This is a genomic window from Oceanobacillus limi, from assembly GCF_900111445.1.
GTDB classification, from domain to species: domain Bacteria; phylum Bacillota; class Bacilli; order Bacillales; family Amphibacillaceae; genus Ornithinibacillus; species Ornithinibacillus limi.
Genome location: NZ_FOHE01000015.1, coordinates 21188 through 35418 on the forward strand (window position 1 = coordinate 21188; position 14231 = coordinate 35418).

16 protein-coding genes are annotated in these 14231 nt (G+C 36.9%); 13 read left to right on the forward strand and 3 right to left on the reverse strand.

Annotated features, from left to right (window positions below; all coding sequences use genetic code 11):
• Positions 1 to 77 precede the first annotated feature (77 nt).
• The 3 genes from BMX40_RS14575 to BMX40_RS14585 all read left to right on the forward strand — a co-directional run bounded on the left by BMX40_RS14575 (position 78) and on the right by BMX40_RS14585 (position 3217).
• A complete protein-coding gene (locus BMX40_RS14575; RefSeq protein ID WP_090871203.1) occupies positions 78 to 770 on the forward strand; it encodes a response regulator transcription factor in 693 nt (230 codons plus the stop codon).
• Positions 748 to 2262, forward strand: a complete 1515-nt coding sequence (locus BMX40_RS14580) for a sensor histidine kinase (RefSeq protein ID WP_090871205.1) — start codon at positions 748 to 750, stop codon at positions 2260 to 2262. Before BMX40_RS14575 ends, BMX40_RS14580 begins: the two co-directional genes overlap by 23 nt.
• Positions 2263 to 2395: 133 nt before the next feature.
• The gene (locus BMX40_RS14585; protein ID WP_090871207.1) at positions 2396 to 3217 is read left to right on the forward strand and encodes an alpha/beta fold hydrolase; all 822 of its coding nucleotides are present in this window, start codon (positions 2396 to 2398) and stop codon (positions 3215 to 3217) included.
• Between the two features lie 141 nt (positions 3218 to 3358).
• On the opposite strand, the gene BMX40_RS20955 is transcribed toward BMX40_RS14585, so the two are convergent.
• Positions 3359 to 3511 (reverse strand): YvdQ family spore coat protein, encoded by a 153-nt coding sequence (locus tag BMX40_RS20955; RefSeq protein ID WP_139177950.1) that lies wholly within the window; start codon positions 3509 to 3511, stop codon positions 3359 to 3361.
• Positions 3512 to 3798: 287 nt separating this feature from the next.
• Here BMX40_RS20955 and BMX40_RS14590 point away from each other — a divergent pair, with 287 nt between their 5' ends.
• Positions 3799 to 4812, forward strand: coding sequence for a DUF3231 family protein (locus BMX40_RS14590; RefSeq protein WP_090871209.1), 1014 nt, complete (start codon positions 3799 to 3801; stop codon positions 4810 to 4812).
• A 120-nt stretch (positions 4813 to 4932) separates the two neighbouring features.
• Here the strand turns inward: BMX40_RS14590 and BMX40_RS14595 are convergent, their stop codons facing one another.
• The gene (locus BMX40_RS14595) at positions 4933 to 5778 is read right to left on the reverse strand and encodes a hypothetical protein (protein ID WP_211753629.1); all 846 of its coding nucleotides are present in this window, start codon (positions 5776 to 5778) and stop codon (positions 4933 to 4935) included.
• A gap of 187 nt (positions 5779 to 5965) precedes the next feature.
• Positions 5966 to 6478 (reverse strand): CBO0543 family protein, encoded by a 513-nt coding sequence (locus BMX40_RS14600; protein WP_090871307.1) that lies wholly within the window; start codon positions 6476 to 6478, stop codon positions 5966 to 5968.
• 171 nt (positions 6479 to 6649) lie between these two features.
• Between BMX40_RS14600 and BMX40_RS14605 the strand changes: the two genes are divergently transcribed.
• The 9 genes from BMX40_RS14605 to BMX40_RS14645 all read left to right on the forward strand — a co-directional run bounded on the left by BMX40_RS14605 (position 6650) and on the right by BMX40_RS14645 (position 14115).
• Complete coding sequence (locus BMX40_RS14605) at positions 6650 to 7318, forward strand: response regulator transcription factor (protein ID WP_090871214.1); 669 nt, start codon at positions 6650 to 6652, stop codon at positions 7316 to 7318.
• Entirely contained in the window at positions 7315 to 8679 is a 1365-nt protein-coding gene (locus BMX40_RS14610; RefSeq protein ID WP_090871216.1) for a sensor histidine kinase, read from the forward strand. Before BMX40_RS14605 ends, BMX40_RS14610 begins: the two co-directional genes overlap by 4 nt.
• A 254-nt stretch (positions 8680 to 8933) precedes the next feature.
• The gene (locus BMX40_RS20700; protein ID WP_244513585.1) at positions 8934 to 9218 is read left to right on the forward strand and encodes a GNAT family N-acetyltransferase; all 285 of its coding nucleotides are present in this window, start codon (positions 8934 to 8936) and stop codon (positions 9216 to 9218) included.
• Positions 9219 to 9378: 160 nt separating this feature from the next.
• Positions 9379 to 10290 carry an ABC transporter ATP-binding protein gene (locus BMX40_RS14620; RefSeq protein WP_090871218.1) on the forward strand — a complete coding sequence of 304 codons (912 nt, stop codon included), beginning with the start codon at positions 9379 to 9381 and terminating at the stop codon, positions 10288 to 10290.
• The gene (locus BMX40_RS14625; RefSeq protein ID WP_090871220.1) at positions 10287 to 10997 is read left to right on the forward strand and encodes an ABC transporter permease; all 711 of its coding nucleotides are present in this window, start codon (positions 10287 to 10289) and stop codon (positions 10995 to 10997) included. Before BMX40_RS14620 ends, BMX40_RS14625 begins: the two co-directional genes overlap by 4 nt.
• Positions 10998 to 11732, forward strand: a complete 735-nt coding sequence (locus BMX40_RS14630; protein ID WP_090871222.1) for an ABC transporter permease — start codon at positions 10998 to 11000, stop codon at positions 11730 to 11732.
• A 113-nt stretch (positions 11733 to 11845) separates the two neighbouring features.
• On the forward strand, positions 11846 to 12667 hold the full coding sequence (locus BMX40_RS14635; RefSeq protein ID WP_090871223.1) for an amino acid ABC transporter substrate-binding protein: 822 nt from the start codon (positions 11846 to 11848) through the stop codon (positions 12665 to 12667).
• On the forward strand, positions 12654 to 13355 hold the full coding sequence (locus tag BMX40_RS14640; RefSeq protein ID WP_090871225.1) for an amino acid ABC transporter permease: 702 nt from the start codon (positions 12654 to 12656) through the stop codon (positions 13353 to 13355). Before BMX40_RS14635 ends, BMX40_RS14640 begins: the two co-directional genes overlap by 14 nt.
• A 13-nt stretch (positions 13356 to 13368) precedes the next feature.
• Entirely contained in the window at positions 13369 to 14115 is a 747-nt protein-coding gene (locus tag BMX40_RS14645; protein WP_090871227.1) for an amino acid ABC transporter ATP-binding protein, read from the forward strand.
• Positions 14116 to 14231 lie beyond the last annotated feature (116 nt).

Below are 14231 nucleotides of genomic sequence, written 5' to 3' on the forward strand. Positions count from 1 at the left end.
ATTCTTCATAATTATCCTACCTTTATATTAAGAATGGTTCCTTATACTTGGAACATACGGTTGAAAGGAGGGGTTCAATGGATCATTCAGTTGTGTTAATCGTAGATGATGATAAAGAAATTCGTGATGGTATTGAAATCTATCTAAAAAATGAAGGGTTGATTGTTTTAAAAGCACAAGATGGATTAGAAGCTATAGAGATTTTAAACGAGCATGAGATACATCTCATCTTGCTTGATATTATGATGCCAAAGTTGGATGGAATTCAAACGACCTTTAAAATTCGGGAAAATAAAAATATTCCAATCATCATCTTAAGTGCAAAAAGTGAGGATACAGATAAAATATTAGGTTTGCAAGTCGGAGCAGATGACTACATTACCAAACCATTTAATTCGTTAGAACTAATCGCAAGAGTGAAGTCACAACTCCGAAGATATATGACACTTGGGCACTTTGAGGGGAAAAATAAAGTAATTAATTTAAACGGGCTTACAATTGACCAAGAAGCTAAAGAGGTAGCCGTTGATGGAAGGACGATTAAGTTAACACCAATCGAATACAAAATTACCGAATTATTGATGGTGAATGCTGGTCGTGTATTTTCCATTTCTCAAATCTATGAAAGCGTATGGAATGAGCCCGCTTATAATTCAGAGAATACAGTTGCTGTTCATATTCGTAAGATTCGTGAAAAGATAGAAGTCGATCCAAAAAATCCGAGGTATTTAAAGGTGGTATGGGGAATTGGATACAAAATGGAAAAGTAAGATAGGGATCGTAACATGGCTTGTGATAACGGCTTATGGGGTTAGTGGTGTTTTATCCGCATGGTTTCATGGTGTTTACGATGATCGATTTCAACTAGTTATTTTTTGGATCTATACGGCTGGAGCAATAATTGCACTAATTGCTAGCTTCATCCTGGAAAACAGGCATAAATTGCTTACTAAAATGGTCCCGGAAAAATGGCAGGAATTTTATAATAGAATTCCACTCGACGTAGCAGTTTTACTATTTGGAGTCACCATAATTGTTATGATGAATTTTTCCGTTGGAGCAAGTCACATTTACTATTTAGATGAGATTTTCTTTATTAGAGCTATCATTTATCAATGGCTATATACGACAATTTTGCTTGCATTAACATTACTTCAAGGTGTTTATTTTTATCGAAGGGTTAATGATTTTTCAGCTTTCCAAGAAGATTGGAAAAATGCTTTGTTCATGCGTTTGTTGCAAGCGCTAAGGGATGCATTCCTAAATAGAAAAGTAGGCACTCAGTTTTTTCTTGCGTTCGTATTCGTATTTTTTTTAGGAGTTGGAACAGGCCTTGTAGCAGTTGATGGGGAAATACTTGCCTTCGTAATCCCGAGTTATTTGTTTATTGGGATTCCTTTGTTCTTTATGGTCGTGCGTCGGGTTGGCTTTTTTAATAGGATCGTCCGTCACACGAACGCTGTTGCCGAAGGAAGTGCTGAATCAGATATAAAGATAAAAGGGAAGTCGGCATTGGCTCAGCTTGCGACAGATATTAATAAAATGAAACATGGTGTAAGAACTTCACAGCAAGCCCAGGCAAAGAGTGAACGGCTGAAGACAGAATTGATTACGAATGTAAGTCATGATTTACGAACACCGTTAACATCCATTATGACGTATTCAGATCTATTAAAAAAGCCGGACTTAACCGATGATGAGCGGCGTTCGTATATTGAAATAGTTGATCGGAAATCGAAACGGTTGAAAGTATTAATTGATGATTTGTTTGAGGCATCTAAAATGGCTAGTGGGAATATTGAGTTGACAAAAGAAAAAGTAGATATTGTTCAATTGCTACAGCAATCACTTGCGGAATACGATGAAATGATTCAAGAATCAACCATACAGTTTCGCGTTTCCAAACCAGAGGAATCCATTGAAGCCTGTGTTGACGGCCAAAAGTTATGGCGTGTGTTTGATAATTTAATCGGAAACATCTTAAAGTATTCATTGCCACATACAAGGGCCTATATTGATATTGGGGTAGAAAATCATGAAATAAAAATTACATTTAAGAATATATCGGAATATGAGCTTAGTGAGGATATTGATGAATTATTTGAACGGTTCAAACGAGGTGACGAATCTCGTCATACGGACGGGTCAGGATTGGGCTTAGCCATAGCAAAATCAATCATTGACTTACACGGAGGAGCATTAGATATTACAGTAGATGGTGACCTGTTTAAGGTTCAAATAACCATAGACATACAATCCTAATATCTCCACCTCAATCGACAGGTGCCAGGCACCTGTCGATTGGCACCTGTCGATTTTTCTCATGAATTTATCCTTGTTTCCTGGAATATAAATAGAGTTAAATTATTTGATCTTTAAAGGAGGGGTGAGAAGAATGTATAGTAAAGCAGGTAACTATATAGAAGTAGACCCTGGGGTAGAATTGTATGTGGAGGATGTAGGAAATGGGGAACCGATCGTATTTATACCAGGATTTACATTTACAACTGAGGTTTTCACGAAACAGGTTAGCTATTTTTCAAAATCTCATCGTGTTATTGTAATTGACCCAAGAAGTCATGGGAAATCCTCATTAACGCTTCAAGGAAATGATTACGTTACCCATGGAACGGATTTGGCCAAAGTTCTTCAAGAGTTGGATGTAAAAAATCCTACACTTGTAGGTTGGTCCTTTGGATGCTTAACAATTTGGGAATATGTGAAACAAAAGGGTATAGATAATATAAACAAGTTAATTTTTGTTGATATGCCCCCCAAATCTTTATCTGTTGATGATGGGGATTGGGTTGAAGGGCATTTGGATGATATTGCAGCAATATATAATAATTTCCTACGTAATCCTCAAGGACAACGAGACTTTATCACAGATTATATTCGTAACGTAATGATCCAAAAAGAACTAGATCAGGATGAGTTAACTTGGCTTGTAGGAGAGTCGCTGAAAACTCCATATTATGTTGCAGGTAATTTATTTGCTTCTGGAATGTTTGCCGATTATAGAGAAGAAGCAAAAATAGCTAGTGACAAGGTGGATACACTTACCATAGTTGCCGAGCATTGGGCTGAGGTCGCAACAGCGTATGTAAGAAGGTTAACTCCTCATTCGCAAATAGAGGTTCTTGGCGCGCATATGATGTTTTGGGAACATAGTCAGAAGTTTAATAAAATCGTAGAAAATTTCTTAGAAAATAACTAATTTGCTATAGAAGGTTGATAATTCGTTCTGACTTCCCCTTTCTTAGCCTTCGACAGGTGCCTGGCACCGATCGAAGGCTTTGTCGTTATTTCTTCAGTTTGTAGCTTCTTCTATTTGCGGTTGCTCCTCCATCCTCCCGTATTACTTTAGCTCCTTCTCGTGGGCATATTCAAATACATCCTTCATAATGATGCTGAATCTACTGGATAAATCGTTACGAAAGCGAAAGGAAGTGCCGATAAAGTTTCCTCCCATTGCAAAACTACAAAAAAGACTCGTGCAATACATCATCATTTTATCGGAAAAAGAGTAACGGTAGAGCGCGGTGCATTCTCACCAGATGGGGCAGGTACGTGTATACCGTCCTATAAAAGAATCTCGATAAGCTCCTTGATAAAACTTTTTTCTAGCTCGGTCTCTTTTGAAAAATATTTTCTAGCATCTTGTTCATTGGCATATTTTGTTCTGTTTCCTCCTTTAAATAGCTGACATTTATTATTCCATAATCGTAATGCTTTATTATTCGAATAAAAAATAGTAAAACGTCAAACGATAAAACCAATAAAAAGAAGGAGAGGCTTATGGAGAAAAATAGGAATATACCATTATCAGCATCAGAAATGGCAAGTCTATGGACGCAATATATGTTTGATACGATGTCCACCTGTTTCTTCAACTATGCATTAATACATATAGAAGACAAAGACATCAGACCACTTTATGAAAAAGCTTTAGAACTTTCCAAAGTCCATGTAGAGAAAATTAGAGGTTTTTTTGAGGGAGAAAACTACCCGGTGCCTCAGGGGTTTTCAGAAGAAGATGTAAATCTAAATGCACCCCGACTTTTTCAAGATCCATTTTATCTTAATTATCTATATATCATGACTTTACAAGGTCTGACTGGATACGGATTATCGGTTAGTACTTCCATTCGCAACGATTTACGTAAATATTATATCGAATGTAATCAAGAAACAATGCAGCTCTTCGATCAAACGATAGATACGATGTTATCGAAAGGGATTTATACGCGACCACCGACATTAACACCACCAAAATCAGTAGACTTTGTGAAGGAGCAAAGTTTTCTAACTGGTTGGTTTGGAGAACGGCGCCCGCTAACTGCGATGGAAATTGGTGATATAACATTTAACATGAATAAAATGCACTTACATGTAGCAATGAAGGTTGGCTTTAGTCAAGTTGCTCAATCGAAAAAGGTGCGAAACTATATCAATCGTGGGGTGAAAATCTCGAATAAACATATTGATGAATTTGAAAGTATTTTTCGGGAAGAAAAGCTCAATTCTCCCATGTCATGGCAGTCATTTATAACAGACTCAACAGAACCACCATTTTCAGATAAATTAATGATGTATCAAGTTCAATTGTCATCCCAAGTCTCCATTGCATTTTATGGTTCGGCTTTTAGTGTTAATACGAGAAGAGACCTGGCAGGTAAATACACTGCGCTTACAGCAGAACTGGCGAGGTTTGCAGAGGACGGTGCGAACTTAATGATTAACAAAGGGTGGTTAGAACAACCGCCATTAGCAAGTGATAGAAGACATCTTATGAAAGGGAAGAAAGTATAGATACAATTTCTGTTGCGTGAAAAATAGCATAAACCAATAAAAAGTCCCAATGGTAGAGAATCATCATGTATCTTGGTACACTGTCAATTTTCCATGGGACTTTTTCTTATAGTTACGTTCTTATGGTTCTACTTTTTTAGGAAACCAATTTACATACAGCTTTCTGAATAGGATTAACGTGATGATGAGAAGGAGAACAAAATAATGGATACCCCAATGGGCAGCTAGCTTTAGTATACCAATCTGAATGAAAAAATAATCTAGTAATACCTCGAAGCTTAATATGCCAATAATCCATCTCCAATTAAATTTCAAAACAATAACTGTGGTAACGAAGATCATATAAATAAAGATATATAACGCATTTGCCGCTAAGTGATCTCTTACTTGATCATTAAACCAACCTACTGAATAAAAATGAGATGTAAGTAGTAGAACGAGAAAAAACTTTAGTGTCGTACTATAACCAACTAATGTCATATATATGGTAACAAATTTGACTTGCTTTGATGGGTTAATAAGTAACTGATACCAGAACTTTGCCAAATAAAATCCTATTGGGAGCAACAGCCCTGTATACCATACCTTCCACCAATGGTGCTCGTAGATACCTAAGTATAAAAAAAGCCCTTCAATTCCCAAAAATAATATAGTAGTAGTAAGGATAGCCTTCCACCTTAAATGAAAGCCTGCTATTACGATCGATGCAATTGGAACAGCAATTCCTTGGGAAAATATAGATCCTAATGTGGAATCGATCCAAAGGGAATCAATGAAATGTGGTTTATATTCGTAGCCATTGAAAAGAATTAGTACAACGAAATCAACGAAATAAGATGATCCGAAGATGAAGAAATATGTTTGAATGATTTGCTTCTTACGCTTCGTTTTCATTAGTACGATGACGAAAGCTATAAGACTAACTAGTAACAATCCAAGATACCATACATAATTTGGGATCATCACTTTTACCCTTTCCTTCTAAAGATTTTTACGCCTCGTATATTGATCCGAGTTCAAGTTAGCCACGTAAATTATTTATGCTTATTACGGTTATATAGATAAATTCCCATGAAAATATAAATGGAAAATAATATGACAAAGAACATGGGCGTAGAAAATTCGCTGTTGCTCATTCGTTCACCATCTTTCATTATTTAAGCTCCGAAATAGAGGGATGAAAAAATAGGAGCAAGATAATTATAGTTGGGATCGATAAAATAATAGCAAGTAATGCATTTTTATAATGAATTTTTACGAACGTAAAAAGGATGATGTTAAAAATACATGACCAAAACGGATTCCAGCCGTTCTCGTAAATAAATAATCCCTTTCTATAAAAGAGATATTCGATGACGGTAAAATACGCGATCCAAATTGCCATATAAAGAAACTGCTTTCTACCAGTGGGATAATATCTTAAATAGATCATGATGACTACTGGTACAATGATAAATGTAAACGTAATGTCGATGAGTGTATGATTTAACCAACTTACTGTTATCGCTTCGTATTTCCATAGGGTGTGGTTATAAAAGACAAAATTATAGAGTAAGTTGCAAAGAATAAAATACTGGACTGTAGGATAATAGCTTTTCCATTGCTTCCAATCCACAAAAAGAATAGAAAATATAATATACACAACGACTACAATAATCAAATACATTGTCACAGAGCCTCTCCAATAGTATAATTACCAGTTTTTCCAACAGAAGAACACTTTAACCATGAAATCGTATATTATTGGTGCCAGGCACTTGTCGAAAATTCGACAAGTGCCTGGCACCTCTTATGATAGAATGATATTGGATAGGTTGTATAGGGAGGGGGAATATGTTTGGTACGTGTATTGTATGTTGAGGATGATGGTGAAATTGGAGAATGGATTACGAAGGATTTGACAGATCGGGGTTATGAGGTAATTTGGTTACCTTCTGGTAATAAAATCGATAGTTATATTTCCATGGTTGACATTGTGATATTAGACATCATGTTACCAGGGTTGGACGGATTTTCGCTTGGTAGACGAATCAAAAAGGAAAAAGAGGAATTACCAATATTGATGCTTTCTGCTCGCACAGCTGTAGAGGATAAAATCGAAGGGCTTGATTTTGCAGAGGATTATCTTACAAAACCATTTCACCCAGATGAATTGGCTGCACGTATTGAAGTGCTATTGAGAAGGTTTCAAAAGCGAAATGATATATTAGATATTCGGCATCTAAGGGTTTACTCGAAGGATATGCGGATCGTACATAAACAAACAAATGAAGAAATCTTACTAACTGGGAAACAGTATCATCTATTCTTTTATTTTATAAGACATTTAAACCAGATACTAACAAAAGAACAACTATATGAGAGTGTGTGGGGAGAAACGTTTTTAGAGGGAGATAAGACATTGATGGTACATATTCGTTATTTACGAGAAAAAATAGAATTAAACCCAGCAAAACCAACTATTATTGAAACAATTCGCGGAATTGGATACCGGGTGAAGTTATGAAGAGGTTTTTAAGATCTTTACTCGCAAAATATATGCTTATTATTTTTATGGCATTAATACTTTTGCAGCTAACGTACTTTATGCTAGCTCTAGTAAATATTGTCGGCATGAATTTAGCAGGTCATCCTCCTCTTGATGAAAAGTTTAGTGAGGAAGAGGTGGAACAAGAATGGCATGAAGCAGCAAGTAACATGAAAAACGTTTCCAAGGAGGAAATGTCTGAGCATTTTTCTAAGTGGAGTGAGAAATATACAGAGGCTTCTATGTTTTGGATCGACGAGAATGGGAAGTTAATTCTGGAAAAGAATGTTGAAGAAGCGTTGCCACAGGAGTGGACATCTACTTTTGCAGTTGAGTTTATCAAAGAAAGGTATGGGGGAGACCCTTTTACGGTCATTGCATTTGTTGGCACGAATAAAGAACAGGGCTTTATCGTCACAGAGATGCCGAGATCCGCATTTAACCCACCAATAGTGGACATCTATGATAAATATGGGTCCCTCTTGACTATTGGTGTTGTTGTTATTATTTTCTTATTTATTGTTGTTTCTTTCTTATTTTTTAGGGGGATTCGCAAACGGTTATTGCAATTGCAGGAAGCGATGGAGCTGCGAGATACTGACGGATTACCAATTGAAGTTAATATAATGAAAAAAGATGAAATTGGCCAACTGGAAAATACATTCAACCAAATGGTAACCGAGCTAAGGGATAGTAAAAGACGTGAGAAGGAAGAAGAACAATTACGTAGAGAATTAATTGCTAACCTATCACATGATTTAAGAACGCCGCTCACAAAGATTCGTGCACAATCCGATTCACTTAAGCAAGAAGACTTATCAACAGATGGAAAAAACGCGCTTCAAGCAATCGATTCATCGATTTATAACACGGCTCGACTTATCGATAATTTAATGTCCTATACATTATTATCAGCTAGTAAATATACGTTTGAACCAAAGAAAATAGATATCATTCGTTTTGTTCGTGAGTCTTTGGCAACATGGTATCCCTCTTTTGAAGAGGCAAATTTTGGGATTGACGTGAATCTCGCCCCAATAAACGATGCAAAATGGGTAGTAGACCCACTGTGGTTTGGTAGGATCTTAGATAATCTATTCCAAAATGTCCTCCGTCATGCAAAATCTGGTAACTATATCTCTGTGAAAACGAAGACTACCGAGCATTATGATGTAATTATTATAAGTGATCGAGGAGCAGGAATGAATCATCCTTCATATGAAAAAGGGATCGGAATAGGACTTTCGATCGTTGATATGATGGTGAAGGAGATGAATTTAGAGTGGGATATTGATAGCAACGAAAAAGGTACGACTATACGTATAAAGCGGAGTAGATAGACGATTAAAATTCGTAGGAAATGAATTCCTTCACTACTATTCTTGCATTATAATTAGCTGAATGACTTTTAATAGGGGGAACTAGGAATGGATATTTATTTTCAAAAGGTTGATAAATACAACTATAAGCAATGCGTTCATTTAACAGTCTCTGATCACCAAAAGAGTTTGTAGCTCCTAATTGGTGGTCCTTACTAGAGGCCAACTATGAACAAGGGGAGAAATATCCCTATGCAATTTACCTAAATGAGGATATGATCGGATTCATTATGTATTGCTATTACCCAGCTGATGAAGATTATTGTTTGGATTCTTGGTGGATTGAACGGTTCATGATCGATAAGAAGTTCCAAAATAAAGGGTATGGAAGGACTTCTTTACAAAAGTTCTTTGATTACTTCAGCAACAAATTCGGAAATGTTGATCTACGAATCTCCACCGAACCAGAAAATGAATTGGCTATCCGTTTGTATGAAAGCGTAGGGTTTGTGAAGACTGGTGAAGTCGCAGCGGGGGAAATTGTTCTGCATATGAAATGAGCTAAAAATCGAATTTGCTAGATATAAATTTAATCACAATTTTGTTTTGCTAGACAGCTGTGTTCGAATAATATGCAGCTGTTTTTTTAAACAAAATTTAAACTTTCATATACCATTTTCTTAACCTTCATTTTGTATGATTGATGGTGAGGTGAGAAAAATGGAATATATAGTAGAGACAAATCAGCTAACGAAACGATTTGGAAAAGAAATCGCGGTAGATCGGGTAGATATGAGAATACCTAAAGGTGAGATTTATGGATTTTTAGGTCCGAATGGAGCCGGCAAAACTACGACAATACGAATGCTATTAGGTCTAATGAAACCGTCATTTGGTTCTGTTCAAGTTTTCCAGAAGTTCTTAAACGAAGATCGATTAAACATTCTAAAAAAAGTGGGATCTTTAGTCGAGAACCCATCCTATTATCCACATTTGACCGCTTATGAAAATTTAGAAGCTTTACGCAAGGTTTATGGCATACCCAAAAGCAGCATTACTGAAGTCTTAGAGCTTGTTCGCTTATCAGATGTAGGGAATAAAAAAGTAAAGGGTTTTTCTCTCGGCATGAAACAACGACTAGGAATTGCATCTGCCTTATTACACAATCCAGAATTACTTATCTTAGATGAACCGACAAATGGCTTGGATCCGTCTGGGATTATTGAAATAAGAAATCTAATTAAACGTCTGCCTGCGGAAAGGGGAATAACAATTTTGATTTCGAGTCATTTGTTATCCGAAATTGATCAAATTGCAACAACGGTTGGTGTACTAAACAAGGGACATTTAATTTTTCAAGACACGATCGAAAGAATGCGAGAGTATTCCAAACAAAAAGTCTTACTATCGGTAAGTGATCGTGAGCATGCATGGCAATCCTTAGTTGCAGCGGGAATTAAAGCAGAGCTTCATAATGGAATGATTTCACTAAAAGAAAAATCGGATGAGAAAGTAGCGCAAGCAGTCAGGAGTCTCGTTCATAACGATTTTTCTATTTATCGAGTGGAAGAAGAAAAGGGGTCATTAGAAGGGATTTTCCTAGAAATGACAACAGAGGAGAAATCGCTATGATTGGAAAGTTAGTCGCCCAAGATGTATTAAAGATAAAACGGAAAGGTATTTGGTTTTTAACGTTTCTAGGTCCTTTTGGTGTTGTCGCTTTACAAATGGTGAATTATGGAGTGCGGAAAGCGTATCTTTTGCAACAGAGTGACGATGATTGGGCTTATTACATCTCGAATGTCAGTGCTTTTTCTCCTTTCGCCCTGATCCTAGGTATAGCGATATTAACTTCTTTTATGGCTAGTATTGAAAATGAAACCAATGGTTGGAAGCAATTGACAGCATTGCCCGTTTCCAAAATGGCTATTTATTTATCAAAATTTACAGTGCTAGTGATGCTGCTATTCTTATCTAGTATTTTACTAGCGTTATTTTCCTTAAGCTATGGTGTTTTTCTTAATTTGGGAGATGAGATACCGTATTTAGAATTATTGAAATACAGTATATACCCATTTCTAGCTTCATTGCCTGTTTTAGCATTGCAGCTTTGGGTTGCGACCGTTAGCAAGAACCAAGGCATTCCTATAACAGTTGGAGTGTTTGGAGTGATATTAAGTTATTCTGCCTATGTCCTACCAGATTGGATGATATGGAAATGGCCATCGCTATTAAACCAATGGAATGAACCAATGATTAATGTGCTGTTTGGTTTAACCTTTGGAGCAATATTATATGTAATTGGCATGGTTGACTTTATGCGAAGGGATGTGAAGTAGATGATAGGAATCCTTGGATCAGAGTGGTATAAACTGCAAAAATCAAAAGCAATATTCCTATTATTTGCCGGACCAATTGCTGGTTTGTTAATCGGCCTTGTCGTCGATATAAATTTGTTACCAGGTGAAGCGATAAACAAATGGCACCTAGCATTGCTATCGATGAATTTAAACTATGCTCTCTTATTTTTGCCCCTTATTACTGGAGTTTTTGCAAGTATGATTTGCCGATATGAGCATCAAGCAGGTGGTTGGAAACAGTTGCTAGCTATGCCTGTTACCCGGGGAAAGGTTTTTATTGCGAAGTATCTTTTGTTAGTAACTGTTATCTTAGGAATGCAGATCCTTTATTTAGGTTCCGTTTTCGTAGTAGGGATAGTCCATGGGATAACAGATCCATTTCCGATGGTTATTGTGTGGAAAAGCATTTTAGGAGGCTGGATCGCAACTTTTCCACTAGTAGCATTACAGCTAGGAATTTCTATTATGTGGAAAAGCTTCGCTGCACCGTTTGCCGTCAATGTATGTTTTACATTACCTGCTATATTGGCAATAAATTCTGATCGCTTTGGGCCCTATTATCCATGGGCACAACCTTTTTCAATGATGTATATTGGTGGAAATACGGAGGATGTATTTTTTATTCCTTGGGATCAATTATTAACGGTTGTTGGTGGATCATTTTTGATTTTCTTCATTTGTGGATATTTATACTTTCAGCGGAAAGCTGTTTAATATCATAGGGTAATGGCTTATGTCTTTGGCTATACTCCCTTTTCTATGAATAATTCTTTCATTTATTTAAAAAATAGGATTAAGAATTAAGTAGAAAAGGTGGCATCATTTTAATGAAAAAGATAATTTGGATCTTTGCTCTTACATTAATAGTAGGTGCATGTGGAACGGATTCAGAAAATGCCGAGGATAACGCAAAGAACGAGGGAAATGTCGACACAGATGAACCGGTAAACCTATATGAAAAAATAATGGATGAAGGTGTCATCTCTGTTGGGACAGAAGGTACTTATGCACCGTTTACCTTTCATAATGAGGAAGATGAGTTAACCGGGTATGATGTGGAAGTTATCCAGGAAGTAACAAATCGTATAGGGATAGAAGTAGATTTTATGGAAACGCAATGGGATTCCATGTTTGCAGGGTTAAACTCCGGTCGTTTCGATGTGATAGCAAATCAAGTAGGTATTAGGGAAGATCGATTAGCAAATTATGATTTTTCAGTGCCTTATACGATATCATCTGCAGTCGTTGTTGTACCAGAAGATAACACAGACATCAAGTCATTTGAGGACTTAGAAGGAAAGAATTCGGCCCAGTCCCTAACAAGTAACTATGGTGAAATAGCCGAGGAGCATGGTGCAGAGTTAGTTGGGGTAGAAGGGCTAGCACAAGCTATTGAGTTGATGAAACAGGGACGTGTTGATGTAACGGTAAACGATCGATTGGCTGTGCTTGATTATATGCAAGCACAGCCAGATGCTGGTATTAAAATCGTTGCACGTTCAGATGATGCTTCAGAGAATGCTTTCGCTTTTCGAAAAGACAATGAAGAACTCGTGGAGGCATTCAATGATCAACTAGAAGCGATGAAAGAAGATGGAACATTGGCAGAGATCTCTGAAAAGTGGTTTGGTGAAGATGTTTCTGAATAATATCGTTTTCGCCGTAACAGGTGATATGACAGGATGGGAGTTATTCAAAAACTCCCTTCTCCCTATGATTCAGGGTGGAATTAAATATACCATTCCTCTTACGTTAATCTCATTTGCAATTGGGATCGTTATCGCACTGCTAACAGCGCTGATGAGATTAGCAAAAACGAAAATCCTAACGGTTCCAGCACGTGTGTATGTTTCCGCTATCCGGGGTACCCCATTGCTCGTTCAACTATTTATTATCTTTTTTGGTCTAGGGAGTATTGGATTAACGATTGACCCCTTTCCTAGCGCAATCATTGCCTTTTCTTTAAATGTAGGAGCTTATGGTTCGGAGATTATTCGAGCCTCCATCGCATCGATTCCTAAAGGACAATGGGAGGCGGCACAAACAATAGGCATGAGTTATTCCCAGTCACTGAGGAGAATTATTTTACCTCAGGCAACCCGTGTATCCATTCCTCCTTTATCCAATACTTTTATTAGTTTAGTAAAAGATACATCACTTGCATCGCTTATTTTGGTGACGGAATTATTTCGTAAGGCACAGGAGATAGCAGCACGAACGTATGATTTTATGCTTCTTTATGTGGAAGCAGCAATATTATACTGGGTTATTTGTTTTGTGCTTTCGATTATTCAAGACCAAATCGAAAATCGTCTCAACCGTTATGTGGCTCGTTAAAGGAGGAATCCTCATGTTCTTATCAGTAAAAGGTTTATCAAAGTCATTTGGAGAATTAGACGTGTTAAAAACAATCAATATAACGATTGATGAAGGAAACATCATCACGATTATTGGCCCTTCAGGTTCAGGGAAAACGACATTACTACGTTGTCTGAATGCACTTGAAATTCCGGATGAAGGGGTTCTAGCATTTCATGATGGCTTTGAAATAGCATTTGGAAATAAATTAAAGAAGAAAAAATTGATGGAGTTGAGTCGAAAGGCAGGAATGGTTTTTCAATCTTATAACCTATTTCCTCATAAGACGGCTTTACAAAACGTAACTGAGGGACCTCTAATCGTACAAAATAGAAATAAGAATGAAGTATTAGAACTAGCAGAATCTTTACTTCACAAAGTAGGATTAGCAGATAAGATGAATCTTTACCCTCATCAGTTATCTGGCGGGCAGCAACAACGAGTGGGAATTGCCCGGGCACTTGCAATTGAACCAGAATTAATGCTTTTTGATGAACCAACGTCTGCTTTAGACCCAGAACTGGTAGGGGATGTTCTAAAAGTAATAAAGGATCTAGCTAAAGAAGGGTGGACGATGGTGATTGTTACGCATGAGTTAAAATTTGCCGAACAAGTCTCAGATTCAATTATTTTTATGGATCAGGGTCAAATTATCGAGCAGGGACCACCTAGCCAAGTATTGAAGCACCCGAAACATGAGCGTACAAGTCAATTTATTCAACGCGTCGTAAATCCTTAGTTTGTAGAGAGTTATTTTTCTATCTCATCCTGCAATTGTTAAGGATGTACGGATTTTTAGATTTTTAGAATGAAAACGAAATGTAAAAAACCGTCATCTCTTGAGGTGACGGTTTC

What these genes read in the sequence shown, in the direction of transcription:
- BMX40_RS14575 (WP_090871203.1), top strand. Translation starts at nt 78, where the DNA reads ATGGATCATTCAGTTGTGTTAATCGTAGATGATGATAAAGAAATTCGT.
- BMX40_RS14585 (WP_090871207.1), top strand. Translation starts at nt 2,396, where the DNA reads ATGTATAGTAAAGCAGGTAACTATATAGAAGTAGACCCTGGGGTAGAA.
- BMX40_RS20955 (WP_139177950.1), bottom strand. Translation starts at nt 3,511, where the DNA reads ATGATGATGTATTGCACGAGTCTTTTTTGTAGTTTTGCAATGGGAGGA.
- BMX40_RS14590 (WP_090871209.1), top strand. Translation starts at nt 3,799, where the DNA reads ATGGAGAAAAATAGGAATATACCATTATCAGCATCAGAAATGGCAAGT.
- BMX40_RS14600 (WP_090871307.1), bottom strand. Translation starts at nt 6,478, where the DNA reads ATGTATTTGATTATTGTAGTCGTTGTGTATATTATATTTTCTATTCTT.
- BMX40_RS14610 (WP_090871216.1), top strand. Translation starts at nt 7,315, where the DNA reads ATGAAGAGGTTTTTAAGATCTTTACTCGCAAAATATATGCTTATTATT.
- BMX40_RS20700 (WP_244513585.1), top strand. Translation starts at nt 8,934, where the DNA reads ATGATCGGATTCATTATGTATTGCTATTACCCAGCTGATGAAGATTAT.
- BMX40_RS14620 (WP_090871218.1), top strand. Translation starts at nt 9,379, where the DNA reads ATGGAATATATAGTAGAGACAAATCAGCTAACGAAACGATTTGGAAAA.
- BMX40_RS14625 (WP_090871220.1), top strand. Translation starts at nt 10,287, where the DNA reads ATGATTGGAAAGTTAGTCGCCCAAGATGTATTAAAGATAAAACGGAAA.
- BMX40_RS14630 (WP_090871222.1), top strand. Translation starts at nt 10,998, where the DNA reads ATGATAGGAATCCTTGGATCAGAGTGGTATAAACTGCAAAAATCAAAA.
- BMX40_RS14635 (WP_090871223.1), top strand. Translation starts at nt 11,846, where the DNA reads ATGAAAAAGATAATTTGGATCTTTGCTCTTACATTAATAGTAGGTGCA.
- BMX40_RS14640 (WP_090871225.1), top strand. Translation starts at nt 12,654, where the DNA reads ATGTTTCTGAATAATATCGTTTTCGCCGTAACAGGTGATATGACAGGA.
- BMX40_RS14645 (WP_090871227.1), top strand. Translation starts at nt 13,369, where the DNA reads ATGTTCTTATCAGTAAAAGGTTTATCAAAGTCATTTGGAGAATTAGAC.